This is a genomic window from Streptomyces griseoluteus, from assembly GCF_004784465.1.
Taxonomy (GTDB): domain Bacteria; phylum Actinomycetota; class Actinomycetes; order Streptomycetales; family Streptomycetaceae; genus Streptomyces; species Streptomyces griseoluteus.
On sequence record NZ_SRRU01000004.1, the window covers coordinates 409,425 to 435,451 of the forward strand.

The 26,027-nt window shown below is 69.8% G+C and carries 20 protein-coding genes and 3 pseudogenes; 16 read left to right on the forward strand and 7 right to left on the reverse strand.

The annotated features are described in order from the left end of the window. Positions 1-29: 29 nt before the first annotated feature. The 7 genes from E5082_RS13830 (at position 30) to E5082_RS13860 (ending at position 7,121) form a co-directional block, all read left to right on the forward strand. Complete coding sequence (locus tag E5082_RS13830) at positions 30-317, forward strand: hypothetical protein (RefSeq protein WP_229918824.1); 288 nt, start codon at positions 30-32, stop codon at positions 315-317. 354 nt (positions 318-671) lie between these two features. Further along, the gene (locus E5082_RS13835) at positions 672-1,679 is read left to right on the forward strand and encodes a hypothetical protein (protein WP_135791534.1); all 1,008 of its coding nucleotides are present in this window, start codon (positions 672-674) and stop codon (positions 1,677-1,679) included. A gap of 50 nt (positions 1,680-1,729) precedes the next feature. After that, positions 1,730-2,308, forward strand: a complete 579-nt coding sequence (locus E5082_RS13840) for a Uma2 family endonuclease (RefSeq protein WP_135791535.1) — start codon at positions 1,730-1,732, stop codon at positions 2,306-2,308. A gap of 173 nt (positions 2,309-2,481) precedes the next feature. After that, positions 2,482-3,759, forward strand: a complete 1,278-nt coding sequence (locus E5082_RS13845; RefSeq protein ID WP_086695469.1) for an aspartate kinase — start codon at positions 2,482-2,484, stop codon at positions 3,757-3,759. Continuing rightward, on the forward strand, positions 3,759-4,817 hold the full coding sequence (locus E5082_RS13850; RefSeq protein ID WP_135791536.1) for an aspartate-semialdehyde dehydrogenase: 1,059 nt from the start codon (positions 3,759-3,761) through the stop codon (positions 4,815-4,817). Before E5082_RS13845 ends, E5082_RS13850 begins: the two co-directional genes overlap by 1 nt. 325 nt (positions 4,818-5,142) lie before the next feature. Continuing rightward, complete coding sequence (locus E5082_RS13855; protein WP_167514049.1) at positions 5,143-5,847, forward strand: SigE family RNA polymerase sigma factor; 705 nt, start codon at positions 5,143-5,145, stop codon at positions 5,845-5,847. 80 nt (positions 5,848-5,927) lie between these two features. Further along, entirely contained in the window at positions 5,928-7,121 is a 1,194-nt protein-coding gene (locus E5082_RS13860; RefSeq protein ID WP_244321592.1) for a hypothetical protein, read from the forward strand. Here E5082_RS13860 and E5082_RS13865 read toward each other — a convergent pair. Further along, entirely contained in the window at positions 7,118-7,921 is an 804-nt protein-coding gene (locus tag E5082_RS13865; protein WP_135791537.1) for an SURF1 family protein, read from the reverse strand. The two genes, E5082_RS13860 and E5082_RS13865, sit on opposite strands and share 4 nt — an antisense overlap. A gap of 122 nt (positions 7,922-8,043) precedes the next feature. Between E5082_RS13865 and E5082_RS13870 the strand changes: the two are divergent. Then, a pseudogene (locus tag E5082_RS13870) lies at positions 8,044-8,304 on the forward strand (TolB family protein); the annotation flags it as partial. A gap of 262 nt (positions 8,305-8,566) precedes the next feature. Here E5082_RS13870 and E5082_RS13875 read toward each other — a convergent pair. After that, positions 8,567-8,953 (reverse strand): hypothetical protein, encoded by a 387-nt coding sequence (locus E5082_RS13875; RefSeq protein WP_135791538.1) that lies wholly within the window; start codon positions 8,951-8,953, stop codon positions 8,567-8,569. 198 nt (positions 8,954-9,151) lie between these two features. On the opposite strand from E5082_RS13875, the gene E5082_RS13880 reads away from it, so the two are divergent. The 3 genes and pseudogenes from E5082_RS13880 (at position 9,152) to E5082_RS13895 (ending at position 12,664) form a co-directional block, all read left to right on the forward strand. After that, on the forward strand, positions 9,152-9,250 hold the full coding sequence (locus E5082_RS13880; protein ID WP_229918826.1) for a hypothetical protein: 99 nt from the start codon (positions 9,152-9,154) through the stop codon (positions 9,248-9,250). A gap of 1,470 nt (positions 9,251-10,720) precedes the next feature. Continuing rightward, positions 10,721-11,068, forward strand: a pseudogene (locus E5082_RS33920) (phage terminase small subunit); the annotation flags it as partial. A gap of 654 nt (positions 11,069-11,722) precedes the next feature. Then, entirely contained in the window at positions 11,723-12,664 is a 942-nt protein-coding gene (locus tag E5082_RS13895; protein WP_167514050.1) for a restriction endonuclease, read from the forward strand. Between the two features lie 1,605 nt (positions 12,665-14,269). Here E5082_RS13895 and E5082_RS13905 read toward each other — a convergent pair. After that, the gene (locus E5082_RS13905; protein ID WP_135791542.1) at positions 14,270-16,009 is read right to left on the reverse strand and encodes a recombinase family protein; all 1,740 of its coding nucleotides are present in this window, start codon (positions 16,007-16,009) and stop codon (positions 14,270-14,272) included. A 111-nt stretch (positions 16,010-16,120) separates the two neighbouring features. Between E5082_RS13905 and E5082_RS13910 the strand changes: the two genes are divergently transcribed. After that, complete coding sequence (locus E5082_RS13910; RefSeq protein ID WP_135791543.1) at positions 16,121-17,950, forward strand: S9 family peptidase; 1,830 nt, start codon at positions 16,121-16,123, stop codon at positions 17,948-17,950. Between the two features lie 195 nt (positions 17,951-18,145). Here the strand turns inward: E5082_RS13910 and E5082_RS13915 are convergent, their stop codons facing one another. Further along, positions 18,146-19,936 carry an NAD-binding protein gene (locus E5082_RS13915; protein WP_135791692.1) on the reverse strand — a complete coding sequence of 597 codons (1,791 nt, stop codon included), beginning with the start codon at positions 19,934-19,936 and terminating at the stop codon, positions 18,146-18,148. Positions 19,937-20,097: 161 nt separating this feature from the next. On the opposite strand from E5082_RS13915, the gene E5082_RS13920 reads away from it, so the two are divergent. Together E5082_RS13920 and E5082_RS13925 are read left to right on the forward strand one after the other, a co-directional pair. Then, positions 20,098-21,111 carry a permease gene (locus tag E5082_RS13920; protein WP_135791544.1) on the forward strand — a complete coding sequence of 338 codons (1,014 nt, stop codon included), beginning with the start codon at positions 20,098-20,100 and terminating at the stop codon, positions 21,109-21,111. After that, positions 21,108-21,806 (forward strand): TIGR03943 family putative permease subunit, encoded by a 699-nt coding sequence (locus E5082_RS13925; protein WP_135791545.1) that lies wholly within the window; start codon positions 21,108-21,110, stop codon positions 21,804-21,806. Before E5082_RS13920 ends, E5082_RS13925 begins: the two co-directional genes overlap by 4 nt. A 195-nt stretch (positions 21,807-22,001) precedes the next feature. Here E5082_RS13925 and E5082_RS32370 read toward each other — a convergent pair whose 3' ends face one another. After that, positions 22,002-22,868 carry an SCO2400 family protein gene (locus E5082_RS32370; protein WP_167514052.1) on the reverse strand — a complete coding sequence of 289 codons (867 nt, stop codon included), beginning with the start codon at positions 22,866-22,868 and terminating at the stop codon, positions 22,002-22,004. Positions 22,869-23,221: 353 nt separating this feature from the next. Next, entirely contained in the window at positions 23,222-23,839 is a 618-nt protein-coding gene (locus E5082_RS13940) for a TetR/AcrR family transcriptional regulator (RefSeq protein ID WP_135791548.1), read from the reverse strand. Between the two features lie 68 nt (positions 23,840-23,907). Between E5082_RS13940 and E5082_RS13945 the strand changes: the two genes are divergently transcribed. Beyond that, positions 23,908-25,242, forward strand: coding sequence for an alpha/beta fold hydrolase (locus tag E5082_RS13945; protein ID WP_229918828.1), 1,335 nt, complete (start codon positions 23,908-23,910; stop codon positions 25,240-25,242). Between the two features lie 174 nt (positions 25,243-25,416). Here E5082_RS13945 and E5082_RS32940 read toward each other — a convergent pair whose 3' ends face one another. Then, entirely contained in the window at positions 25,417-25,650 is a 234-nt protein-coding gene (locus E5082_RS32940; protein WP_229918845.1) for a hypothetical protein, read from the reverse strand. Here E5082_RS32940 and E5082_RS13950 point away from each other — a divergent pair. Continuing rightward, positions 25,541-25,955 (forward strand): annotated as a pseudogene (locus E5082_RS13950) (carboxymuconolactone decarboxylase family protein). The gene E5082_RS32940 and the pseudogene E5082_RS13950 sit on opposite strands and share 110 nt — an antisense overlap. Positions 25,956-26,027 lie beyond the last annotated feature (72 nt).

Genomic DNA, 26,027 nt, shown 5'->3' on the forward strand with positions numbered 1-26,027 from the left:
CGGGTCCTGCGGGCGGTCATGATTGATGCATGAGTGCCTTGTTCGACCGTCGGCCCGGGCCTGCCACGGACGCCTCCGGTGCCGGTGCCATCGCCGCCGGCGGGAGCATCGCGCAGGCGATGACGGGACCGGGTGCGACCGCCCTGCACATCGAGAACGTAAGCATGCTGCTGCCGGACGCGTGCCCACCGGCGGAGTCGGTGAGCTGTCCGCTCCGTCTCACCAATCTTCCCTTCCGCGCGGAGCTCGTCGTCGGGCGAGACGGTGAACTCGGGCTGCTGCGGGTGGCGTCGGCCACGCCCATCCGGCCTCTGTGACATCGGCTCGGCGTCGACGGGCAGCTGACGCGGACACAGCGGCCGCGTGCTCATCGCCGCAGGTCGGCCCGAGGCTTGAGCCTCGGGCTTCGAGCTCTTCCATGGGTTTCCGGGCTGGGTGAAAACCAACCCAACCAACCAAGTGCGCAGGTGAGTTGAAGCCACTTACCTCGAAAGTGTGACTTTCTGTGATCGGCTTGCGCTGGAGAGTAAAGCCGCCCTAGGTTCGCGGCAATAGATCGGCCCCGGTCGGTGCGCCAACACCGGCTCCGGGGCCTAGACCTACTCATCGAAACGGACTCGATGGTGGCTTGCACTCACCCTAGCCCTGCCCTGCCGTCCCCGCAGCACCCCATGGCCAAATCGGGCTACGGCAAGCGCTCTGCCGGTGACGAAAACCCGCACGGCGACCCGGACTTCGCACACCTGAGCCCCCGCGACCGCGAGATCGCCGTCTTCATCGACCATCTCGACGACGGTCACGCGATGGGCTACAAGGCGATCGCCGCCGTACACCCCCGTTACGGCCAGCAGGCCGTGCGCACGTCGCTGAAGCGCGTCACCGCGGCCGGCCACCTACGGCACATCCGCGAGCACCTCACCATCGAGGACAACTCGATGCGTTGGGTCACGCGGACGTACTGGTCACGTACACCCAGGTCGCCGGAGTGGTGGGCGGAGTTCGTACGCGAGCGCAAGGGCCTGGACGTCACCGACCAGTACGAATCGGGACTGGCGCGGGCCGGGGAGCCGGCCGCGGAAGCCCTCCCGGCGGAACCCGGTCGACAGCCCTCCGAGCGGCACCCTGAGGAGCCCTCGGACGAGCCCGGCGCCGCCTACCGCACCCTCGCCGACCTCCGCGACGCGGACCCGCGCATGTCCCTGTCCGCGTCGGACTGCCGTTCCCTCGAATCCCTCGCCGCGCAGTGGCTGGCCCTCGGGGCGACGCCGCGGGAGATCACCAAGGCCCTGACCGACGGGCTTCCGCCCGCGGTCACCAACCCGGGCGGACTCGCCCGCAAACGACTGGAGGACAAGATGCCCCCCACGAAGGCGAAGATCCGGCAGAAGTCCGGTGGCCGCCGCGCCCGCGTCAGCCGCGTGGTCATGGCCTGCGCCACCTGCGACGCGGACGAGCGGACGACGGAAATCATCGACGGGATCTGTCGCGAGTGTCATGCCGAGATCGAGGCGGAGGAGGCAGCGGAGGCGGAGGAGGCATGCGGTCCGTCGGTCGGGTATGTCCCGGAGACGTTCCTGCGCGACCCGGCCGACGACACCGGGGTGGTCGACGTGACCCACTGGGCGGCCGAGCTGCGCAGGGCGGCCGGGCTGCGGCCCAGGGTGGGGAGGGACGTATGAGCGTGCAGGAGGTGCCGGTCGGGGCACCATGGAGTCGAGGAGGCGACGCCATGACCCCCAGGACCGAGGACCGGCCGCAGATGTCCGTCGAGGAGTTCGAGGAGCTCGAACGCCATGCCCCGGAGACCGTGCGGCTGGAGTTCATCAATGGGAGGGTCCAGGTCAAGCCGGTGACCGATGGCAACCACGACCACATCATCGCCTGGCTGCAGCGGCTGTGCATGCAGCACCGCCCTGAGCTCTGGTTGTACGGAGACCGAGGGGTGAAGGTCGAGCGCCATCGGAAGGGGCGGGCACGTCCGGATGGCATCCTCGCGCCGTTCGGATTCCCGGCGGGGCACGGAGACTGGTCCGACACAGGGGGTGTGCTGATGGCAGTGGAAGTCACCTCGCACGACTCCGACACCCATCAGCGCGACCGAGTCGAGAAGCCCGACGGTTACGCCGGGGCAGGTATCCCGGTGTACCTGCTCATCGACCGGGACGACGGCTCGGTCGTGGTGTACAACCAGCCGGAGAACGGCCGCTACCTCCACGCCGAGAAGCTGCCCTTCGGCGCCTCCGTCAAGCTCCCCGATCCCGTCGACATCGTCCTCGACACCGCCCCCCTCAAAGAGTTCGCCGACTGACCGCCTCACCCCCTGTGAGTCACTGCACACTCGTTCACGTACAGCCATCACTCGCGTGGCCCTGGGCAGGGAGTACGGCAGCGGACGGGCGTCTCACCATGCGGTACCCAGGAAGCCGGATCCCCCCGCTCGATAGACTGAGCCGACACAAACGAACCGAGCGAGGAGCGCACGTGGGCCTTGTCGTGCAGAAGTACGGAGGCTCCTCCGTAGCCGATGCCGAGGGCATCAAGCGCGTCGCCAAGCGGATCGTGGAAGCCAAGAAGAACGGCAACCAGGTGGTTGTCGTGGTCTCCGCGATGGGCGACACGACGGACGAGCTGATCGATCTCGCCGAGCAGGTTTCTCCGATGCCTGCCGGACGTGAATTCGACATGCTGCTGACCGCCGGAGAGCGTATCTCCATGGCCCTGCTGGCGATGGCGATCAAAAAGCTGGGCCACGAGGCCCAGTCGTTCACGGGCAGCCAGGCAGGTGTCATCACCGACTCGGTCCACAACAAAGCCCGCATCATCGACGTCACGCCGGGCCGCATCCGCACCGCGCTGGACGAGGGCAACATCGCCATCGTCGCCGGTTTCCAGGGTGTGAGCCAGGACAAGAAGGACATCACCACGCTGGGCCGCGGCGGCTCCGACACCACCGCCGTCGCGCTCGCCGCCGCGCTCGACGCCGAGGTCTGCGAGATCTACACCGACGTGGACGGCGTGTTCACCGCCGACCCGCGTGTGGTGAAGAAGGCCCGGAAGATCGACTGGATCTCCTTCGAGGACATGCTGGAGCTGGCCGCGTCCGGCTCCAAGGTGCTGCTCCACCGCTGCGTGGAGTACGCCCGCCGGTACAACATCCCGATCCACGTGCGCTCCTCCTTCAGCGGGCTGCGCGGCACGTGGGTCAGCAGCGAGCCGATCGAGCAAGGGGAACAGCAGGTGGAGCAGGCCATCATCTCCGGTGTCGCGCACGACACCTCCGAGGCCAAGATCACCGTCGTCGGCGTGCCGGACAAGCCGGGCGAGGCCGCGGCCATCTTCCGGACCATCGCCGACGCCCAGATCAACATCGACATGGTCGTGCAGAACGTGTCGGCCGCCTCCACGGGCCTGACCGACATCTCCTTCACCCTGCCGAAGACCGAGGGCCGCAAGGCCATCGACGCGCTCGAGCGCAACCGCTCCGGCATCGGCTTCGACTCCCTGCGCTACGACGACCAGATCGGCAAGATCTCCCTGGTCGGCGCCGGGATGAAGACCAACCCGGGCGTCACCGCCTCCTTCTTCGAGGCGCTCAGCGACGCGGGCGTCAACATCGAGCTGATCTCGACCTCCGAGATCCGCATCTCGGTCGTCACCCGTGCCGACGAGGTGCCCGAGGCCGTCCGCGCCGTGCACACCGCCTTCGGGCTCGACTCCGACACCGACGAGGCCGTCGTCTACGGGGGCACGGGCCGCTGATGGCACGCACCGGTCGCCCGACACTGGCGGTCGTGGGGGCGACCGGAGCCGTAGGAGCGGTGATGCTCCAGATCCTGTCCCAACGGGCGGACATCTGGGGCGAGATCAGGCTGCTCGCCTCCCCGCGCTCGGCCGGCCGCAAGCTGGCCGTGCGCGGTGAGGAGGTCGAGGTCGCCGCCCTCACCGAAGAGGCCCTCGACGGCGTCGACGTCGCCATGTTCGACGTGCCCGACGAGGTGGCCGCCCAGTGGGCGCCGATCGCCGCCGCGCGCGGCGCGGTCGTGATCGACAACTCCGGTGCCTTCCGGATGGACCCCGAGGTGCCGCTGGTGGTCCCGGAGGTCAACCCGCACATGGCCCGGATGCGGCCGCGCGGGATCGTCTCCAACCCCAACTGCACGACCCTGTCGATGATCGTCGCCCTCGGCGCGCTGCACGCCGAGTTCGGGCTGCGCGAGCTGGTGGTCTCCTCGTACCAGGCGGTCAGCGGGGCCGGGCGGGCCGGGATCGAGACGCTGCGCGCCCAGCTGTCCCTGGTCGCGGGCACCGACCTGGGCACCGCGCCCGGTGACGTACGGCGTGCGGTGGGCGAACTGACCGGGCCGTTCCCCGAGCCCGTCGCGCTCAACGTGGTGCCCTGGGCCGGGTCGCTGCGCGAGGACGGCTGGTCCTCGGAGGAGATGAAGGTCCGCGACGAGACCCGCAAGATCCTCGGCCTGGCCGCCCTGCCGGTCGCCGTCACCTGCGTACGGGTCCCGGTGCTCACCACCCACTCCCTCACCGTCCACGCCCGCTTCCAGGACGAGGTCACCGTGGACGGGGCCCGCGAGATCCTCGCCACCGCCCCCGGCGTGGTCCTGTGCGACGACCCGGCCGCCGGGGAGTACCCCACCCCGGCCGACGTGGTGGGCACCGATCCCACCTGGGTGGGCCGGGTGCGCCGGGCGCTGGACGACCCCACCGCGCTCGAACTCTTTGTCTGCGGTGACAACCTGCGTAAGGGCGCCGCCCTCAACACCGCCCAGATCGCCGAGCTGGTGGCCGCTGAAATGATGTGAGAATCCTGTGTCCTTCATGGGATTCTCCTGGGGAATGTGGCCGGAACCATGGTCCAAACCACTTGTACCCGGCCTTCGTCACGACAGAGGATTTCCCTCCCAGTTCTCCGCAACCGCGCGAGCACCGGGAGCGTCTTTGCCCTCACCCTGGTGCGGCGGGACGTTGATTCCGGGCGCGGGGCGTCGCGGTGGGGCGTGGTGACGCCCTTTCAACTAGGCGTAGGGGAAGAGCGGGACGCATGGCGGCACTTGAGGAACTGTCGGTCGTCGTGAATGTGACGCCCGGCACGTACAACCCTGTCGGGGGTACGCGTGTCCAACTGGCGTGGCAGAGGTACTCGAACTCGCACCGGCTCTCTTCGAGCCGGGCGCATCCCCAGCAGCCCGCGGCGCGGCGGCGCTCCGGCCGCCCCGTGCGGCACTCCGTCCGCGTGTGCCCGGCGGCATGCCGGTGATCGCGCCGATGCCCGCCGCGCGCCCCACCCGCATACCCGGCCAGCGCGACGGCGCCGACGACACCGCGGCCGACGCGGCCGCCGGCACGACCGTCGACCACCTCACCGAGACCTACCGGGCGCACTACCGCTCCCTGCTCGGTCTCGCGGCCCTGCTCCTGGACGACACCGCCTCGTGCGAGGACGTCGTGCAGGAGGCGTTCATCCGCGTCCACTCGGCCCGCAAACGCGTCCGGGACAAGGAGAAGACCCTGGCGTACCTGCGCCAGACGGTCGTCAACCTCTCCCGGTCCGCGCTGCGCCGCCGCATCCTCGGCCTGAAGCTGCTCTCCAAGCCGATGCCGGACATGGCGAGCGCGGAGGAGGGGGCGTACGACCAGCTCGAACGGGACTCGCTCATCAAGGCCATGAAGGGTCTTCAGCGCCGCCAGCGCGAGGTGCTGGTGCTGCGCTACTTCGCGGACATGACGGAGGCCCAGGTCGCCGAGACGCTCGGCATCTCGCTGGGCTCGGTGAAGGCGTACGGCTCACGGGGCATCGCCGCGCTGCGGGTGTCCATGGGGGCCAAGACATGAGCGAGCGGGACGAGCCGGCCGACGAGTCGACCACGGGGGCCGACCGACACGACAAGCCGACGCACGCTGGGAACGAAACTGTGAACGACGGCAGCCGCGGGGAGGAGTCCGCCCGTCCGGACGCCTCCGCCGACGCGGAGACACGCAAGCTCGACGGACTCGACGGCCTCGAACGGCTTCTGGAGCTGAGCGGCACGTCGTCGTCCGGCTCCGGAAGGGGCGGCCGGGGCATCGAGGCCGACGGCCTGGACGACGGGCTCGGCGCGGACGAGCAGGCGCTGCGGCGGCTGCTGCACTCCGCCGTGGAGGACGTGCAGCCCCGTACCGGCTCGCTGGAGCATCTGCGGCGGGCCGTTCCCGCGCGCCGGGCCCGCAAGCGGCACGCGGCGGTCGGCATGGCGGCTGCGGCCCTCCTGCTCGGCACCGCCATCCCGGCCCTGGTGCACGTCTCCAACACCGGCGGCACCGACCCCAACACCGCGATGGCCGGCCAGTCCGAGTCGACGCAGGGCACCGAGGGCAAGGGCCGCACCTCCGACGGCGCCACCGGCGACACCCGCGGCACCACGGGCGACACGCCCAGCACCGGCAAGGACGGCGGCCAGAAGGACGAGCCCGGCAGGAAGGGCGGCGGCGAGTCCGGCGCGCCCGGCGCCGCGGACCCCTCGGCGAGCCTCGCCTCCGGCACCGCGAGCTGCACCCCGGCCCAGCTGGGCGTCACGGGCAGCGCGAGCGGGCCCGACTCCGCCGGCGTGGTCTACGGCACCTTCCGCGTCGCCAACGTCTCCGGTACCGCCTGCACGGTCACCGGTGCGGGCCAGGTCGGCGCGGTGGCGGTGGGCGCGGCCGACCAGGCCAAGCTGAGCGTGGTCGCGCATGTGTCCGGCGACGCGGCGAGCGGGCTGCCCGATCCGTCGCTGGCGGTGTCCTCGCTGGTGCTGCGGCCGGGCGGGGCGTACGCGGAGAAGTTCGCCTTCGTGCCCTCCGAGACCTGCCCGGTGCCGGGCGGCGGCGACAGCACCACCGGCGGCGGCCCGGCCACCGGCGGGCCCTCGCCCGACCCCTCGCCCAGCGGCGACACGGGCACGACGGCCGGCACCACGGACACCGGCGGCACGGTCGGCGCGGCCCCGCAGCTCCTCACGGTGGACGGCCCGGCCGACGGCAGCGTGCAGGTCACGTACAGCGCGGCCTCCGGCGCGGCGGCGACGGCCGCGGTGCCGAACGCGTGCGCGGGGACGGTGTACTACACCGGCATGCAGTCCGAGAGTTAGACAGTGGTGGGGGTGCCGGCGTCCTCGGGGGCGTCGGCACCCGCCGTCACCAGGCCCAGCTCGGCGTCGCGGAGGGCCTCGGCCTCGCGGCGCACCAGGCGGAACCACATGAAGACCACGAAGCCGGCGAAGACGAACCACTCGCCGGTGTAGCCGAGGTTCTGGAACGCCTTCAGGTCCAGCCCGGTCCCGACGGGCGCGGTGGCGGGCACCGCCTTCATCCCGGCATCCCCCCGGTCGAGGGTCACCCAGGCCGCGTACAGCCTGTCCGGCACCAGGTTGACCAGGGAGGCCGGGGCGATGGCGTTGGTCTGCCCGGCGGGCAGTCCGCCGGTCGCGGGGACGCCGTTGCTGCCCGGTGACTCGGGGGCCTGGAGCGCGCCGGTGACGGTGACCTTGCCGGCCGGGGGCTTCGGCGCCTTCGCCGGGTCGGCCGCACCGGGCAGCCAGCCCCGGACCACGGGGAGGGACTCGCCGGACGGGGTGCGCAGCAGGGTCACGACGTAGAAGCCGGTCCTGCCGTCCAGCTCACGGCCGGGCGAGAGCAGCTGCCTGCCGTACTCCCCGCTGACCACGACCCGCCGTCCCGAGGTGGCCTTGTCCACAGGCAGCATCCGCGCGAGCGGTACCGCCTGCTCGTGGCGGGAGTCCGCCGCCTGTTCGGTGGCGGTGCGATGATCCTGCACCCGCCCCTCGAACCGGCTGAGCTGCCACGACCCCATGAACACACAGAACGGGATGGCGAGCAGCACGAAGACGTTGATGCCCCACCAGCGGGGTGTCAGCAGAAACCGGTACACGCTCCAAAGGTACGGCGCCCCCTTTGTCACCTTCACTCCGGGCCCGGACCCGGCCGGCCCCGAACCTCCTTGCCCAGCTCAGGGGTGTCCCGTAGGGCGTCGGGCGGGTGATCCTAGGGGGCATGGACAAAGCTGACGAAGCTGTGGAGATGCCCGACTGGGAGAAGCGGTTCCGTGCGCCGAGGGTCTCGCTGCCGGACTGGGCCGAGGACGCGCCCGACCGCTCGCTGTTCGTGTCGAACGCGACCGGCACGTACGAGCTGTACGCGTGGGATCGCGCGAGCGGTGCGCAGCGGCAGGCGACGGACCGGCCGAACGGCACGACGGACGGCGTGCTCTCGCCGGACGGCGAGTGGATCTGGTGGTTCGATGACAAGGATGGGGGCTATTAGAGGTGAAGAGATTCTGATCATGCGCCGGATCGTATGGTCACCTTCTGACAGTCGGGAGGACTGTGGGGGTGGCCTATGACCCCTTGAGTCTGATAGCAGGGGCCGCGGAGTCTTAGCAGCTCGGATTCTGCCACGGTTTCAGGGTCGACGAGACCCCCGGCGGAACTCGCTAGCGGAGGAGGAATCCGCAGGTCAGCGGCAGTGTGAGCGTTCTGCAGAGCGCCCGCCGGCGCTGCACAGGAATGAGAGGCGCTCAGGCCGCAGCGTCGCCGGGGTCCTCATCCTCGCCCTCATCTTCCGAGGAGCCGCCTCGCTCGTAACCCGACACGTCGATCTCGCGGCCGTCAGCGAGCCGTCTCTTGTGCGGGGAGACGGTGTGCCTGCCGGGGGAGTTTCGTGGCTCGCTCTCCTTCGCAGGCTCGGCAGCCGACTCGGTGTCCTCGGCGGCTCCGGTGCCCTCGGGCGCGTTCTGCTCCACGGCGTTCCTAGCAACCGCGACGGCCACGGTCAGGGCCACGGCGCCGACTGCGACGACTGCGCCGCCCACGGCAAGGATCTTCGGCTTGCGTGTCTCGTACCAGCCCTTCGCCTTCTCCCGGAAGGGTGTGGGCTCGCCGCCCTCGGGCGTGGAGTCAGTCACGCGCACACATTTACCGGACGGATCCCTCGCCTGTCAGGCGATTGCCCGACATCGCCTATCCAGTTCTCCAACCCTCGCCGCTGCCTGAAGTACGTCTTCGCGCCTTCCTGAAGGGGGCGGCCTGCGGCCGCCACAACCGCTTGCCGTCTTCCCTATGTCGCCCCTCCGGGGCGCACTATCGGGTACCGCGCGAAGTGGGTGTGCCTACGAGCTACCGCAGCTCAAGCCCCTCAACTCCGTGACCGGTGGTTCTGTATCGCGACCCCTGAAGACGCCGACCTCGAACTTGGGATCTAACGGCGGCGCTCGCCCGCCTGCTGAGCGTCGAGCTGGTGGGCAGGCCCGACCCTCGATTGATGAGGCGTGTTACCTCCTCCCGTACTCGGAAGCGATCCTCGAAGGCCGCGAGCCCGAATCCGCGCTGACCGGCCCCCGCTCCCCCGCCTACCGAGGCGCGCCGCAAGGGCGGACCCCGCGTGACTGCCGAGTGGGTCGAGTGGCTCATGGGCCTCCCCCCTCGGCTGGGTCACCGCAGTGCCCGGCCTGACGCGCGGGCAACAGCTTCAGATCCTCGGGAACGGCGTGGTGCCCCAGCAGGCCCGGACCGCGTTCGAGGCCCTCCTCGACCTGGAGGTCTAGTGCCGAACTGGGCTGGCTCAGACCGGCGCGACAGGTTGCCGGCGGATTGGCCGCGCATCCGACTTCGTGTCCTGCGTCGAGACGGGAACCGCTGCACTCACCGCAACCAGTATGGCGAGCGGTGCGAGGAACTCGCTACCGACGTTGACCACATCGTGCCTGGTGATGACCATCGAGAGTTCAACCTTCGATCACTCTGCGGGTTTCATCAGCAGGCCAAGTCTTCTCGCGAGGGAGCCCTCGCTCTGACCGCGAAGCGGCGTCGCATCAACCAGTGGTTCAAGCCGACCGAGACTCATCCCGGCTATATCTAGTTCGCGGGTAGGGCTGCTGGGCAGATTAAGCACCCAGCAGCCCGCAACTCCGGGATCGCCTATACCCCCGAAGCGCAACCAAACACGTGTCCTGCGAGGCGTATTACTACTTCTGCTGCCTCAAACCGGATCGCTGGCTCGGGAGACTCGGTTTACTCGTCCTGTATACCCAACTACCTGCGGTACCTGCGGCAGCGTATAGGAACGACTGAGCCTCTTGCGGGATGTGGAGAGCTCCCCCGAACACGCAACCTACGAAGACAAGTAGGGAAACTCCAGCAGCGGTGAAAAATCTCCAATATTCCATACGGTTGTCATGCCGGGCGCGCATGCGGTCCATCTCATCGGCTGATCCGTCAAGGCGCTGGAATTTTTCACCCTCGCGAGTGCGTACATAGTGATCATCACCTCCTCCATTGATGACCTCCGGGCGCCAGTTCGGCCGGCGGTCATCTGTCCAGACAATAGGTTCGCCACCCCTAGTGGTACTACTCCGTCCCAACTCTTCCGGCGAGGGCAAAATGACCTTGGCCTCGACTGGCTCCGGCACTAGTGAGTTGGGGTTGGTTCGGCCGTCGGTACTCATGCGAGTAATCCTTCCGTTAGGAAAATCCTCCTAGTGATCGTCTTCGCTTGTGGGCGCCAAGTGGCGCCCCGTGGCGCCGACTTGCTCAGGATAGGTCCGCGCGGTGGCGAAAGGGAGGTCTTCCGACGTGCCTGGCCCTGTACCGAACCGCGAGGCTGATCCCGCCCGCCCGCCCGCCCGCCCGCCCGCGCGAGCGAGCGCAAGGGCAACGACGTTCAGCCAGTCACGCGAGGCGTCGCCCGCCCCGCGGAGGCGCCGAACGCGGATCGCGACTGGCATCCGATCGCCAAGCGTCTGTGGGACTCGCTCAAGCAGAGTGGGCAGGCCGACTTCTACCAGCAGTCCGACTGGGCTCTCGCCTACTCGCTGTGCGAAGACCTCTCGTACTACAAGAAGTCGGGGAAGCGGTCGGGCCAGATGCTCCAGACCATCTACAGCGCCTTCGAGCGGCTGCTCGTCGCCGAGGGCGACCGGCGTCGTGTGCGTATCGAGCTGCACGAGCCTGAGCCCGAGGAGCAGTCGGCGGCTGTCCTCGCCATCGCGGACTACAAGAAGGATCTCGGACTCGCCGAGTAAGCCGGGGTCGGCTCGCGCCGACCCCGACTCCCTTACTTCTGGTGTTGCCTACGGCTCTCGCGCCGCAGGTGCGTGAAACGCAGAACCTCGTTCGCAACGCGAGCGAGGTAGTAGATCACTTGAATCCACGTCTCGACGTCATCACCCATCACTTCACCCCGAGTTGATCTGACGCCCCCTTGAGGGGGAGTACAGACACTCAACCGCTGGAAGCGGCCCCGCCCGGAGCCAGTAGGCGGGGAGCGTTGTTGGAGACTCCTTCAGACATCAAAACGCCGGGTGCGCCCCTTCGGTTCCGTTATTGCCCTTGGGGGCTGAGCCGCCTTGATGAAGGCTCTCCCGGTCCTCAGTGAGGAAGAGATCGACGCGCTCGATCCGAGCTTCCTCGGCCCCACGGGGCTGAGCGAGCCTGACGGCTCGTGGAAGCTGCCGGCGCACACGCTCGGGTGGCAGATCGCCGGATGGTGCGCCGAGTACCTGAACGGCGAAGGGTCGGCGAAGGTGCCCCTCCGCGTCGTGGCGTCTCGCCTGGATCGTGGGCCAAAGGTGCACTGTGCGTAGAAGAGACCGGCATGCCCCCTCGCCCGATACACTCTGATGGGCTATCAGGAAGACGGCAGTGCGGCCGTTGGGGCGTCTGAAGGTAGGCGAGCCGTGACAGATGTGCAGTCGGGCGTGACAGCGAAGCGGATCCACGCTGATGCCTACGGGGCGCTGATCGAGGCGCTGACTACGATCTACTGGAACAAGGTCCCCTTCGAACAGGATCTTCGGCGTCGGCTCCGGGAGCATCCTGAGCTTCTAGCTCGCCTCGACTTCACGTTGACGAAGCGCGAGACGTCGGCCCAACTCGTCGAGATGCTGGTTGCTGAGGAGCAGAGGTACTGCGAGCTGGCTATCGAGATGATGACTGACATATCGCGCATCGACACGTTTCCGAACCTTGCCAAGCAGGTGGATGCCGAAGATCTGCTGCCGCAGGCGCGCGAGGCCGTGGCTCACCTGGCGAAGTGGGTCGGCCGCCATGCCGAGATTGCCGAGGAGCGCGAGAAGTTCTCTGCCGAGCTGGCTGCTCACCGTGACCAGGTGGCGAAGACCCGCGGCTTCGCAGAGGTGAGGGATGAGCTGCGACAGGACTTCCTGCGTCTCACCACGATGGCTGACCGGCAGCGCGCAGGGATCGAGTTCGAGGGCTTCCTTCACCGGCTCTTCACGCTGTTCGACCTTGAGCCGACGCTGGCCTACAACCTCAGCGGCGAGCAGATCGACGGATCGATCTACCACGACACCAACCACTACATCGTCGAGGCGAAGTGGCTGGCTGGCACCGTCGAGGCTAAGCACCTCCGCGACTTTGATGGGAAGGTCCGGTTCAAGGGCAAGAACGCCCTGGGTCTGTTCGTGAGCGTCAACGGGTTCTCAGAGGGAGGGAAGGACCTGTTCCGGCAGTCCACCTCGTTCATCACGATGGACGGCGGCGATCTGTTCTCCGTCCTCGAAGGCCGCATTCGCCTGGACGAATTGATCGCCCGCAAGCTGGAGCACGCCAATCGCACGGGGGACTGCTACTTCCCGGCGACGCAGATGCACCTCTAGTTCCTGTCTCAAGTTGGAGGATGCGTCCTCCCTGCGCTGAGACTAGAAAGGACGCATCCGGCCGTGTCAGCTGTTTGTCTCGTCCGAAGATTCGAAGAAACGCAGCCACAGCGCAGTGTGCGGCAGGCTGGTCGTCCTTCCCGGTGCGTTCAGCCGTGCCGCTCTGTCGAACCGTCGATGACACGGCCTGCACATGCGGAGGTAGTGACAGATGTCAGGGGTGTAAGCCATTCCGTTCTCGTACCGCTGGCCGGGATCGGCGTTGGAGTACGCCCACTCCGCTGCAGTGCTACCGCAGATCCAGCACGGTCCGGCTGAGGCCTTACCCATCAGACGCGCGATCCGCTGATGCGTTCCTCCGTAGGTAGTGGGGTCTCCCTGCGGAGGTCGAGGGTGCCGCTTCCGGCTGCCGCACGTCTGTGCCCTACCGCTGGTCAGGTTGTATCGGTCTACCTCCTTGACCGTGCCGCATCGCATTGGACGCGCACGCGGTCGGCACGCAGGATCTCAAGGACTTCGAGCCGGCCGAACTTGTCGCCCTTCTGGAGGCGGCGGCGGTCGGGTCGGATGGGGTTGGTCTTGCTCAATTCGCTGTTGACTCCCTGCTTGTAGGGGTTTGAAGAGAAGCGAGCCGCGTCAGCGGCGAGCCCATGACGATCAGCGGCTAAGCAGCGGTGAGGGGCTTTCAGATTGGCGGCCCCCCTCGGGGCCGCACCTGGCCTGGACGTCTTGCCCTTGCGGCTTTCCAGGAAGCCGCAGAAGAGGGGCATCAGGTACCTGCTTGCTCGAACTCTTTCTCGCCGCTGAGGCCCCCGACAGGGGGGCTAACTAGATAGAGAGGAAGCGAACGTCTGTGCAGGTCAGGTGTGGTTTAGGTAAGCGCCACACGTGTACTGGGTACGCGCTGGGCGTGTACTTCTTTACCGACGGTTCGGGTGCGCACGGCAGGCGACGGACGCGCCCTTCTCCTTCTGGAACATGTGACGGGGAAGGACGAGGCAAGCTGCCTTCGACGGGGACGCGACTAGGTCGAGCTTCTTGGCGCGCTGAACGGCACCGTTGACACTCTGTTTGCTCAGGGGCTTGGCGTCTTCTGAAGCGAGCGTGGCGGCCAGTTGGCCTGCTTGGAAGCTCGCGTGTCCTTGGCGGTCGGCCCAACCGATGGCAGCGAAGTGAACACGGTAGTGAAGGACGTGTCGGGGGTCCCGTGTCATGCGCCGGAACTCGCGCTGAGAAACAGCTCCCCATGTGCTGCCTGCGCCGAAACTGATGGCCACGCTTGGTGGCTCCTTCCCTGTGCGGCGCAGCGTGCGCCAGTGACCCCCGCCGGGCGGCGGGACATGTGTCTCCTTCTCTTCGCGGGGGTGGACCGGCCAGGGCTGGCGGTCTCTTCACAGGTGGGCGCCCAGGGCTTCCGGCCTTGAACTCGGTCTCATGCAATCGGAGGGACGGCGGCGACCTATCACGCATCGTACAAGCCCGGTCCATCCGCTTCGGGGGAAGGGCAGACCATAGACCACGGTGGGCCCCCTGGGGCGTGAACAGCCCCCGACCCAGGGAAGTCCCAGGCCGGGGGCTGCAAGGGCGTTCAGTGAGCGTCTGCGGTCACGCTGCGCGCAACGTGGAGACGAAGACCGATGCCGCCTCGGGGAAGGTCTCCACGGTCTTGGCTCTCACCTTCCGCAGTGTCTCGGGGAGTTCGGCCGTGCCGTATGTCTCGGCGATGGTCGCTCGCTGCTCCGCGTCCATCAGGGCAATCGGGTCCATCCAGTGGGCCGGGACGTTCCAGCCCGTCTCTCCCCAGTCGGAGAGTTCGGCCCCGTCGACTCCACCGGCAATGGCGAACTCCTTCAGGTTGCCGAAGTGGACGACGGCCCCGCGCTTCACCGCCGGCATCGGGTCCCTCCACACGATGACCCTGACGTTCCGCTCGCTCAGGAACTCGCGCCGGTCCTGGGTTCCCATCGCCTTCCACTTGTCGGCCCATGTCCGGCCCGTGGGCTGGAAGACGACGGTGCGAGGGCGGATGGGGTGCGCTTCGAGTTCGGCGATCTTCTTCGTGAGGTTTTCCAGCGTGCGCCAGTACGACTGCTCCTTGGCCTCGGTGTCGTACTTCCCTTCCGCGTAGTCGCTCTCCAGTTTGTTCAGCCGCTGGCGCTTCTGTTCCAGCTCTGCCGTGTGGTCTTCACCTGGGTCCACCAACTTGACCATTTCCGGGGCGTGGCCGATGGCGCCGATGAGCGCTTCGGTGAAGACGGCTTCGAGTTCGGACTCGCCGACCGTGGCCACGGCGGAACAGGCGACAGAGCGGTTTCGAGAGGTGCACCGGTAGTCGCGGTACGTCTTGGTCTCGCCGTTCTTCAGGGTCTTCGTCGTGTGGTGGCAGACCATGCGGCTACCGCAACTCCCGCAGATGGCAATGCCCGTGAGCAGACAGGCGGTGTCACGACGCCGGACCTTCTTCAGGCGGGTGCGTGCGGCGAGCGCCTTGTTGGCGGCCTCCCACTGGCCGAGCTTCAGGATCGGCTCGTCTGCGATGACGCTCGGCTCCCCCTCCTCGGTCTCCCAGATCTCCCCGTTGTACGTCTGGTAGCCGACGCAGACGGGGTTCTGGATGACGCGCGCGATGGTGGCGGCCTTCCACGGGATGCCCTTCACCGGCTTGCCCGCGAGCGAGCGGAGATGGTCGGACCACGTCATGATGCCGCGCCGGTTGAAGTCCTCGGCGATCGTGTACGTGGAGTCGCCGTCACGGACGCGCTTGGCGATCTCCCGGAGCAGTTCCGCGTACACGGGATCAGGCGTCAGAATTCGGTGCTCGTCCTCCGAATCGATGGAGAGGTACCCGAAAGGCTGCGGGCCGCCCGTGAAGCGGCCCAGTTCCCGCAGGGTGCGCATGCCGCTCGCGACGTTCTTGCGGATCTTCCGGTGCTCCTCCTCGGCGAGGACGGACAGCACCTTCGCGACCGCGCTTCCACCGGCTGCCTGGGTGTTCAGGCTGCCGTCGACGGTGACGATGTGCTTGTTGTTCTCCTCCACCCAGTCGAGCAGTTCGGAGAAGTACCGCACCTTGCGAGAGATGCGGTCGATGCGGGGGAACGCCAGTACGTCCCACTCCTCCAAGCGGTCGGTCAGCCATGGTCGGAGCTGTTCCCGCTGAAAGGGATTTGTCGTGCCGGACGTGTTGGTGTCGAGTGCCCATCCGACTATGAGGCGCCCCTGCCCCGGTGTGTCGGCCCAGTACTGGAGGTCGCGCCTCTGGGCGCCGATGGAGAGAGAGTTCTCGTCTTCCGTGCGGGTCACCGACTGTCGGCCGCAGCCCACCACTCGAACGTTTGTTTGCATTACCTTGATCTTACCTCGTTCTGTGCTAAAGCCGGAGCGAAGGGGAATGGCGTCGTAGAACCATCCGGTGATCCGTAAAACGATCTGGCGCCGATCGGGTTACATAGGGGCATGAGCGACGCAGAAGCCATGCCCGACTGGGAGAAGCGGTTCCGTGCACCGCGTGTCTCCCTGCCCGACTGGGCGGAAGACGCCCCCGACCGTTCGCTGTTCGTGTCGAACGCGACCGGGACCTACGAGCTGTACGCCTGGGACCGGAAGACCGGTCGCCAGCGACAGGTCACGGACCGGCCGGACGGCACCACCGATGGGACTGTCTCGCCCGATGGTGAGTGGATCTGGTGGTTCGACGACGGCATGGGTTCCTCCGTTCCAGACTTGCCGTCATACGGGGACGAGTTCGGGGTCTGGCGCCGCCAGCCCTTCGGGGGCGGCCCAGACGAGACGGCCGTACCGGACCTCGCGCCCTCCTACCCGGCCGGGCTCGCCCTCGGCCGGGACGGGCGGACGGCTGTGATCGGCCGGTCGACCGACGAGGACGGTACGACGATCCACCTCGCGCGCGCGGGTGAGGCGCCGGTGGAGATCTACCGGCACCGCGAGTCCGCCGGCGTCGGCGACCTCTCACACGACGGCACGCTGATCGCGATCGAGCACACCGAGCACGGCGACGCCATGCACAGCGCCCTGCGCGTGCTGCGCCCGGACGGCACGGCCGTCGCCGACCTGGACGACACCCGTGGCGGCACCGAGGAGCTGGGCCTGGAGGTGCTGGGCTTCGCCCCCGTCGACGGCGACACCCGCCTCCTCATCGGCCACCAGCGCCGGGGCCGCTGGGAGCCGCTGGTCTGGGACGTGGCGAGCGGCGCGGAGACGGACCTCCCGCTGGACCTGCCCGGCGACGTGGCCGCCGAGTGGTACCCGGACGGCTCCGCCCTGCTGATCGCGCACGGCTTCGAGGCCCGCAGCGAGCTGTTCCGCTACGACCTCGCCACCCGCGAGCTGGACCGTATCCCCACCCCGCCCGGCACCGTCTCCGGGGCGACCGCCCGCCCCGACGGCAGCGTGGAGTACCTGTGGTCCTCGGCCGCCGAGCCGCCGGTGGTCCGCTCAACCAGCGGTGACGTCGTGCTCGACCCGCCCGGCATGAAGAGCCCGCCCTCGGTCGCGGTGGAGGACGTGTGGGTGGACGGCCCCGGCGGCCGTATCCACGCCCTCGTGCAGAAGCCCGCCGGGGCCACCGGTCCCCTCCCCACCGTGTTCGACCTGCACGGCGGTCCCACCTGGCACGACAGCGACTCCTTCGCCGCGGGCCCGGCGGCCTGGGTGGACCAGGGGTACGCCGTGGTCCGCGTCAACTACCGCGGCTCCACCGGGTACGGGCGCGCCTGGACCGACGCCCTCAAGCACCGGGTCGGGCTGATCGAGCTGGAGGACGTGGCCGCGGTGCGCGAGTGGGCCGTCTCCTCCGGCCTCGCCGACCCCGAGCGCCTCGTTCTCACCGGCGGCTCCTGGGGCGGCTACCTCACCCTCCTCGGCATCGGCACCCAGCCGGAGGCGTGGACGGTGGGCATCGCCGTGGTGCCGGTCGCGGACTACGTCACGGCGTACCACGACGAGATGGAGGCGCTGAAGGCCATGGACCGCACCCTCCTGGGCGGCACCCCGGAGGAGGTCCCGGACCGCTTCGCCGCGTCCTCCCCGCTGACCTACGTCGACCAGGTCAAGGCTCCCGTCTACATCTCCGCCGGCGTCAACGACCCCCGCTGCCCCATCCGCCAGATCGACAACTACGTCACCCGCCTCCGCGACCGCGGCGCCCCGCACGAGGTCTACCGCTACGACGCTGGCCACGGCTCCCTGGTGGTGGACGAACGCATCAAGCAGGTCCGGCTGGAGATGGACTTCGCCCGGCGGCACCTGGGGGGCTCGGAGGAGTAGAGCTCCTCGGCCGGGTCTCGCCAGGTCCCGGCGGGGGGGGGGGGGGCGATCACCCGGCCGGGAACGGCCACGGCAGCGCGCGGTCGGGGTTCCGCCGCCCGCCAGGGCCCCGCGAGGCGTGCGGGCCGGCGGACGGGCCCTGTGCCGCGGGGCGGGACAGGCCCGTCGGGCAACCGCTGCCTCCACCGGGACGGTTCAGCCGAACTCCGCCAGCCCCCGGCGCGTCGCCGCGATCACCACCCGGTCGTCCTTCGTGAGGAGGTGGCCGGGTGGGGTGTCGGGGGCGTTCTCGACGGCGAGGGCGCGCCAAACACCGGGCTTGAAGGCGGAGGCCAGGGTGCGGCCCTCGAGTTGGGGGTGGTTCGCGACGTCGACCGACGCGAAGACGAGTACCCGGCGTTCCACCGGGACCGCGCCCAGGACGCGGCGGCCCAGCATGGCTCCGGCGAAGGCGGGGGCCGAGAGGTGGGAGACGCTGCGGCTGCGGGTGGTGGCCAGCGGGTGGGCGACGCGCAGGGTGCGGTACACGGCGGTGGCGAAGTCGTCGTCGTACAGGCGCAGTACCGCTCGGAGGTCGGGGCGTACGCCGCGCGCGTACAGCACGGCCTCCAGATTGGTGGTGTCCGCGCTGGTCACCGCGAGGAGGGCGTGCGCCCGGTGGATCTTGGCCGCCTCCAGTACGCCCTCCTGCGTGACGTCCCCGATCACCACCGGCACCCGCAGCCGCCGCGCCACCGCCAGCCCGCGCGCCTCCGGGTTGCCCTCCACGCACACCACCGGCACGTGCAGCTCGCGCAGCCGGATCAGCACCCGCGTGCCGATCTTCCCCAGCCCCAGCAGGACCACGTGTCCGCCGAGTCCGCGCGGAGGCTTGCGCAGCGCGGACTGGGTACGGAAGGTGCCCAGCCCCTCCAGTACGGCGGCCAGCAGCACAGGGAGCAGCAGCAACCCGACCAGGCCGGACAGGAGTTGGAGAATCTGGCGTCCCAACGGCTGGCCCAGCGCGGGGTCGTCGATGGCGAACAGGTCCAGCAGAGTCAGGTAGAAGGCCCCCACCGGATGGATGCCGGTCACGATCGACAGGGCCACCGCGAGCGCGATCACGCAGCCCGCCAGCACCGCCAGCGACCACCTCAACTGCTTGGAGAACAGGGAGGAGAGCGGCGGGACACCGCCCACGCCGAGCCCGTTCCCCGGCGCCGCGCCCTCCGCCGCCGAGAACCGCTCCAGCATCACCCGCGACCGCGCACCCGCCCGGCGTACCTCCTCGTCGTCGGGCAGCAGCACCGGCCCCTCGTCGTCCCCGTCGGCGGACAGCAGGGCGAGCGTGCACAGGCCGGGCGGCGCCGGGCCCCCGGCCGGCGGCGCCACCCGTTCCACCGCACGGAGCAGCAGCCCCTCCGCCTGGATCACCTTGCCGGTACCGGCAACGGCGGTCGCGGCGAGCGCGGGCGCGGCGGTGTCGGCGTCGGAGAGGACGGAGGTGGCCGCGTCCCGTAGCGCCTCCTCCGATTCGCCCACCAACACGGCGGCCTGATCGAGGAGTTCCTCGATGTGCTGACCCAACCGCCGGTTGTAGAGCCGCAGTACGAGCCGCAGCCGCGGGTTCAGCCGTCGCGCGGTCAGCGCCGCCCGGATGTTGGTCTCGTCGTCCTCGTAGACCAGCGCCAGCGCGGCCGCCCGCTCCACCCCCGCCTCGGCGAGCACCTGCTCGGTGAGGAACTCGGCCTCCAGCACCCGTTCCCCGCCCGCGCGTTGGCCGGACGCACCGGACTCACCCCCGCCCGGCACGGGCCCGCCCCGGCCGACCGCCACCGACACCACCCGGTCGAAGAGCGCCGCCGGAGCCGACCGGGGCCGCCCCACCACCGGCCGCCGCGCGGTACGGGCGTTCGGCGGCACGACGAGCACGACCTGCTCGTCGTAGACTCCGCGCAACTCGGCGGACAGCCGGTGCGCGAGACCGTCGTCCCCGCACACCACCATCGGCGCCGACGCGCCACCTGAACCGCCCTGGTACGGAACGCTGTTCGCCACGAGGGAAAAGACTGCCCCAAGAAGGCGGCCGGTTCCAGCGATCACCTGAACGGCCCCGCCCGCGGCCGCGTACCGCACAGCAGCCGCACCCAGCCGGAGGTACCCCGCCCGTGGCCATCACCGAAGACGCCCCGCCGGGTACCGAGCCACCCGGCGAACGGTCCCGTGGTACCGGTACCCGGCTCAGCTCCCCCCTCGTCCTGACCCTGGTGCTGCTGCTCGCCGTCCTCGCCCAGGCGCCGATCCGGGGCGCGCTCGGCACCCCCGTGATGCAGAGCTGGACCACGGTGTTCGTCGCCGTCACCGTGCAGGCGCTGCCCTTCCTGGTCCTCGGGGTGCTGCTCTCGGCCGCCATCGCCGTCTTCGTACCGCCCGCCTTCTTCGCCCGCGCCCTGCCCGGCCGGCCCGCGCTCGCGGTACCGGTGGCGGGGCTGGCGGGCGCGGTGCTGCCGGGGTGCGAGTGCGCGTCGGTGCCGGTGGCGGGCGCGTTGGTACGGCGGGGCGTGACCCCCGCGGCCGCGCTGGCGTTCCTGCTGTCCGCGCCCGCGATCAACCCGATCGTGCTCACCGCCACGGCCGTCGCCTTCCCGGACAACCCCGAGATGGTCCTCGCCCGGTTCGCCGCGAGTCTGCTGGTCGCCTGCGCGATGGGCTGGCTGTGGCAGCGGCTCGGCCGCGCCGACTGGCTGCGCCCGCCCGCGCACGGCGCGCACGCGGGCGAGACGAAGGCGGAGACCTTCTGGAACTCCGTACGCCACGACACCATGCACGCGGGCGGCTTCCTGGTGGTCGGCGCGATGGCCGCGGCCACCCTGAAGGCGGTCGCCCCGGCGGAGTGGCTGCGCACGGCCGCGGGCAACCCGTTCCTCGCGGTGCTCGCCCTCGCCGTGCTCGCCGTGGTGCTGTCCATCTGCTCGGAGGCGGACGCGTTCGTCGCCGCCTCGCTGACCGACTTCTCCCCGACGGCCAAGCTGGTGTTCCTGGTGGTGGGCCCGATGATCGACCTCAAGCTGTTCGCCATGCAGGCCGGCACCTTCGGCCGCGGCTTCGCGCTGCGCTTCGCCCCGGCCACCTTCGCGCTGGCCATCACGGGCGCGCTGGTCACCGGGGCGGTGCTGCTGTGAACCGCCAGGCGCAGGCCGCCGTCATGTTCCTCCTCGGCGGGGCGCTGCTGCACGCGGGGACGACGGATCTGTATCTCCGCTACGTCAAGTCGGGCCTGCGGCCCCTGGTGCTGGCGGCGGGAGTGGTCCTGATCGCGGCCGCGCTGGCGACGGTCTGGTACGAGCGGAAGCGGGCTGGAAGTCATGGGGGTCACCCCGAACCCCGCGTGGCCTGGCTCCTCGTGCTCCCCGTCCTCGCCCTCATCCTCATCGCCCCGCCCGCCCTCGGCTCCTACAGCGCGGTTCGCACCGGTACGGCACTCCAACCCCCGTACGGCCTCGACCCCTTGCCCTCCTCGGACCCCGTCCGGCTGAGCGTCGTCGACTACGCCTCCCGCGCCGCCTACACCCACTCCCTGCGCGGCCGCACCGTCCGCGTCACCGGCTTCCTCGCCCTGGACGCCCACGGCTCCCCGTATCTGGTCCGCATGGCCCTCAACTGCTGCGCCGCCGACGCCCAGCCGGTCAAGATCGGCCTCACCGGCCAACTCCCCCCGGTCCTGCGGCCGGACGCGTGGATGGAGGTGACGGGGGTCTACGCCTCGCGCGTGACGCGGGACCCGGTGAACAACGGGGTGATCCCGTATCTCCGGGTGACGTCCGCCCGGCCGGTGGCTGCTCCGGCCGACCCTTATGACGAGACGTGGAACAAGTGAGGGGTCCCGGGCCTGGTTCGGCCGGGGTGTGACCGGCTCTGGCGTGCGGGTTTCCCCTCGGTACGTCCTGGGTGGGTCGGGTCGGTGCCCGGTGGAGGTTGATCCACCGGAAGCGGCTGATGCCCGGCCGGGGCCGTCCCCCTCTTGGCCGACGGCTCCGGCTTCAGCCCGGCGGTGTCCGACCTCGCCGCGTGGTCAGCTCAGGCAGAGGACCAGGAGGCAGACGCGGGAGGGGGAGGTGGAGGGGGCCGCCGTGGGGGAGTGCGCGTCCGTGGGGGCCGGGGACTGGGGCGCGGAGGGCGTGGTCGACGGGGGGTCGGTGCGCTCGGCGGGGGTGGGTGTCGTGGCGTCCGTCGTGGGGGTGGGCTTGGTGGGGGTGGGGGACTGGTGCGGCGGGGTCAGGGGGGTGGTGGAGGCCGGGGCCGGGGCGTGGGGGAGGGGGAGCAGGGGGCCGGGGTGGGGGTGCGTCGAGGGGGACGCGGAGGTGGAGGGCGTGGTGGCCTTCGGGGTGGCCTTGTGCGGGGTGGGGGTGGCGTCGGAGCGGGGGGCCGCCGGGGACTTGGCCTTGGCGCTCGTGTGGGGCGGGGTGCTCGGGGCGGCGGTGGGACGACCGGTCGGGGACGTCGTCGGTACCGGGAGGCCGGCCGTGGCCTCGGGACCCGTACCGCCCATCGGCTGCTCGCCCTGGGCCGCGGTGGGGCGGGTGCGGTCGGCGGGCTGGTGGTTCAGGGCGGCGGCGAGGGTGAGGCCACCGCCGACCAGGGCGACGGCGGTCGCCAGGGCGGCCCTGCGGCGCGTCTTCCTCCAGCGGGACTGCTCACGGCGCCGGGCCGCGCGGCCACTGCCCGACGGCACCTCCGCCGGACGGTGCGGGGCGGCCGGCGGGGGCACCGACCTGCCGTGCCGGGGCGCCGGTACGTCCTGGTCGTCGCCGGGCTGCCGTACGGCGTACGGGCTTGTGCGGACCGGCATCGGGGCCAGGCCCGGGGAGGCGCAGACGCCGCAGCCGGGGCAGACGAGGGCGCCGTTCAGATGCCGACGGCAGGCGGAGCAGTAGTCCATTCGCGGTCTTCCTGGGTCGACGGGCGCGGGTGAGCGCCCGCCACCGTAACGGGACCATCAGCAGAGTGTGTGCGCCCCATGTGGCTCTCCTGCACACATTCCCAGCGGATTCCGGGTGGCTGGAAGGTGTGTGGCCGGAAGCGATGTGGGTGCGGCGCTGTGTGGGCGCGCCCCATGTGGTCCGGCCCTGTGTGGGCGCGTGCCGTGGAGGTGTTGACCGGACTACCGAGCCTTGAACGGGCTCCGACCGACGGCCGGCCGCAGCTGGTTGACCTTGGCATGCCGGTCTTCACCGACCACGCACCACGGCTTCAGCCAGGACCGGGAGAGTCCGGATACCGGCCCTGATCCTGTCACCGAGCGAGTTCGGCCAGGCGAAGGCTGCGGAACACCTCCACGGTCGTCCATCCGCGCAGCGTGGCGTGAATCGACGAGCGGAATGCGGCCTCGGCCGTGGTGGCGTCGAGGGCCCCGGCCAGTTCGAGGGTCACAAGCCCGTGCAGGGTTGCCCAGATCGACAGGGCGATCGCCGTTGCGTCGCCTGCGAGGACGGACGCCGTCAAGGCGCGATCGATTGCCGCGAGGAGCGGACGGATCGGGTCACTGGCACCGACCTCTCCCGACGGGTCGAAGGACTGCACACCACCGAAGAGCACCGTGTACAGGTGGCTGTGCCCGCACCCCCAACGACGGTAGGCGACGGCCAGCGCGTAGAGGTCTGCGAGGGGGTCCGCGGAGGTCTGCACCGTCGACAGGTCCTGGAAAAGGCCGGCGACGGCTCCGTCGCGCACCGCACGGATCAGCCCGTCCTTTCCACCGAACAGGGAGTACACGGCCGTCGTCGACGCCTCGGCAGCTGCGGCCACGGCGCGGACCGTGAGCGACTCCCGTGGACGGGTGGCGAGCATCTCGGTCGCGCACTCCACAAGCCGTTCTTTGACGGCCTCGTCGTTTGTTCTCGGCCTACCCACGGCAGCAGCCTACCTCCGTTTGATAACGTCGTTTTGAAACGGCGTTCTGAAACTGTCGGAGGTCCGCTGTGCCCAAGTCCGCCACACGTCTTGTCCGCTTCACCGGACGCTTACTACAGGCCCTGGCCGCCGCCGCCATGCTGGTCGTCGTCTTTCTCGCGCTGATCACCCTCACGGATGGGGCAGGCTCGGGGCTTGCCGCATGGTTGCCGACCCTTGGAGTCGGGGCCGTCCTCGCGACGTGGCGGGGCCGACGCCGCATTTGGCCGGCGCGGCTCGTACCGTTCCTGCCGGTGGTTGTCGCGGCGGCGTTGACGGCGTCGGTCTGCATCCCGACCGTGCCGACGGCCCGGCGGTACCCGCCCGCCCTACCCTTCGTGACCACGCAGCACTGGAGCCTGACCACGGGCAGCCGGGTCGCGGTGTACCACTACCCGTCCGCACACCCCAGCCCCCGGCATCCCATCCCGCTCGTGTACCTCAACGGAGGACCGGTCCGCGGCATCTCGGTGCTCGACCACCGGTTCCTGCAACTCCTGGCCCGCCAGGGCTACGACGTCTATGCCTACGAACAGGCCGGCGGCGGACGAAGCGACCTGCTCCCCATGGGTCAATACACGATCTCCAGGTCAGTCAGCGACCTCGCCGCCTTCATCGACCGCCTGAACAAAGGCAAGGCTGACGTCCTCGGATTCTCCTCAGGCGGGGCCGTGCTCACCCGAGCCCTGGCCGACCCGCGCGTCGCCGCACGCCTGCACCGGGCGATCATCGCCGAGCCCGGGCCCATGGACGGCCCCACCGCACACATCACCGGGCACAAGGGCCGGGCATCCGCACGAGGCCTCGCGCCGGCCCCGACCGGACCACGATCGACGCACGTCCCCCGGTATGCCGTGGCATTCGGCCTCATGCGACTTGGACTCCTCACCCCGGACACCGGACTGATCGGACAGGCCGAAGGCGACAACGCCTTCACCGCCGCCGACCTCGGCAGCGACACCGCATCCGCCTACTGCGCGCACGACGCGCACCGCATCCCCACCGAGGACACCGCACAGAACTTCTCCTTCAGTCCCGCCGCCAGCCTCCGCATCCAGCAGACGGTCAAGGACTCACCCTCCATCGCCCCGCAACTGAGGCGCTCCCGGACCCCCGCGATGCTGATGATCGCCGCGTGCTCCTCCCAGGTCCGTCAATGGGCGACCGTCGCGCTTGCCAATGACCCCGCCATCCAGCGCACGCAGTACATGCCTGGAGTCGGACACCACATGTGGAACGGCCTCGACGACAACAACGACCGGGCTGTCGCCGTCATCACCGCGTTCCTTCAGGGCAAGCCGGCCCCCCTGCCGAACTACCCGGCCCGCGACGAGATCCCTACCTTCCTGCGCGACCACAAATGAAGACGTTGCCGCCCGGCACCGGCAATGGGGGGCGAAACCTCGAAGCCGCCTGGGCCCTGCGCGAACTACAGCCAAGGACGAGCTCTTGGTCCGGAAAAGGGCCCGATTCCATGTCGCCGCACCCCATGTGGCCCCGCCCCAGTCCCCTAGTGACCCGGCTCACACCCCCGCATGTCACACCCCCGCCACCGCGCCCGTCGTAACCGTGAATCCACCGGCACCGACCCACAGGAGCGCACCCATGACCGCCCGCCTCAACCCCTTCGCCATCCCCGCCACCGCGAAGATCATCAAGCACATCAACGCGGCCGGACAGGTGGTCTCGGACTCCACCCTCCCCGCCGCCACCCAGGAGCTGGTGAAGATCCGCGCCAGCCAGATCAACGGCTGCGGCTTCTGCCTCGACATGCACACCAAGGAGGCCGCGCAGGCGGGCGAGACCCAGCTCCGGCTGAACATGGTCGCCGCCTGGCGCGAGGCTTGTCTTCACCGACGCCGAGCGCGCCGCCCTCGAACTGGCCGAGCAGGGCACCCGCCTCGCCGACACCCCGGGCGCCGTCACCGACGAGGCGTGGGCGAACGCGGCCAAGCACTACGACGAGGACCAGCTCGCGGCCCTGGTCTTCCTGATCGGCCTCATCAACGCCTACAACCGCATGAACGTCATGATCCGCATGCCCGCCGGCGACTACCAGGCCGGCCAGCCGGCCTGAGCCGGACCCGGGCCGGGACCTCCTGGGGCATCCGGAGGCGAGACGGCGTGTGCGCCCCACCGCGTGCACGCC

What these genes read in the sequence shown, in the direction of transcription:
- E5082_RS13830 (WP_229918824.1), top strand. Translation starts at nt 30, where the DNA reads ATGAGTGCCTTGTTCGACCGTCGGCCCGGGCCTGCCACGGACGCCTCC.
- E5082_RS13835 (WP_135791534.1), top strand. Translation starts at nt 672, where the DNA reads ATGGCCAAATCGGGCTACGGCAAGCGCTCTGCCGGTGACGAAAACCCG.
- E5082_RS13840 (WP_135791535.1), top strand. Translation starts at nt 1,730, where the DNA reads ATGACCCCCAGGACCGAGGACCGGCCGCAGATGTCCGTCGAGGAGTTC.
- E5082_RS13850 (WP_135791536.1), top strand. Translation starts at nt 3,759, where the DNA reads ATGGCACGCACCGGTCGCCCGACACTGGCGGTCGTGGGGGCGACCGGA.
- E5082_RS13905 (WP_135791542.1), bottom strand. Translation starts at nt 16,009, where the DNA reads ATGCAAACAAACGTTCGAGTGGTGGGCTGCGGCCGACAGTCGGTGACC.
- E5082_RS13910 (WP_135791543.1), top strand. Translation starts at nt 16,121, where the DNA reads ATGAGCGACGCAGAAGCCATGCCCGACTGGGAGAAGCGGTTCCGTGCA.
- E5082_RS13915 (WP_135791692.1), bottom strand. Translation starts at nt 19,936, where the DNA reads ATGGTGGTGTGCGGGGACGACGGTCTCGCGCACCGGCTGTCCGCCGAG.
- E5082_RS32370 (WP_167514052.1), bottom strand. Translation starts at nt 22,868, where the DNA reads ATGGACTACTGCTCCGCCTGCCGTCGGCATCTGAACGGCGCCCTCGTC.
- E5082_RS32940 (WP_229918845.1), bottom strand. Translation starts at nt 25,650, where the DNA reads ATGTCGAGGCAGAAGCCGCAGCCGTTGATCTGGCTGGCGCGGATCTTC.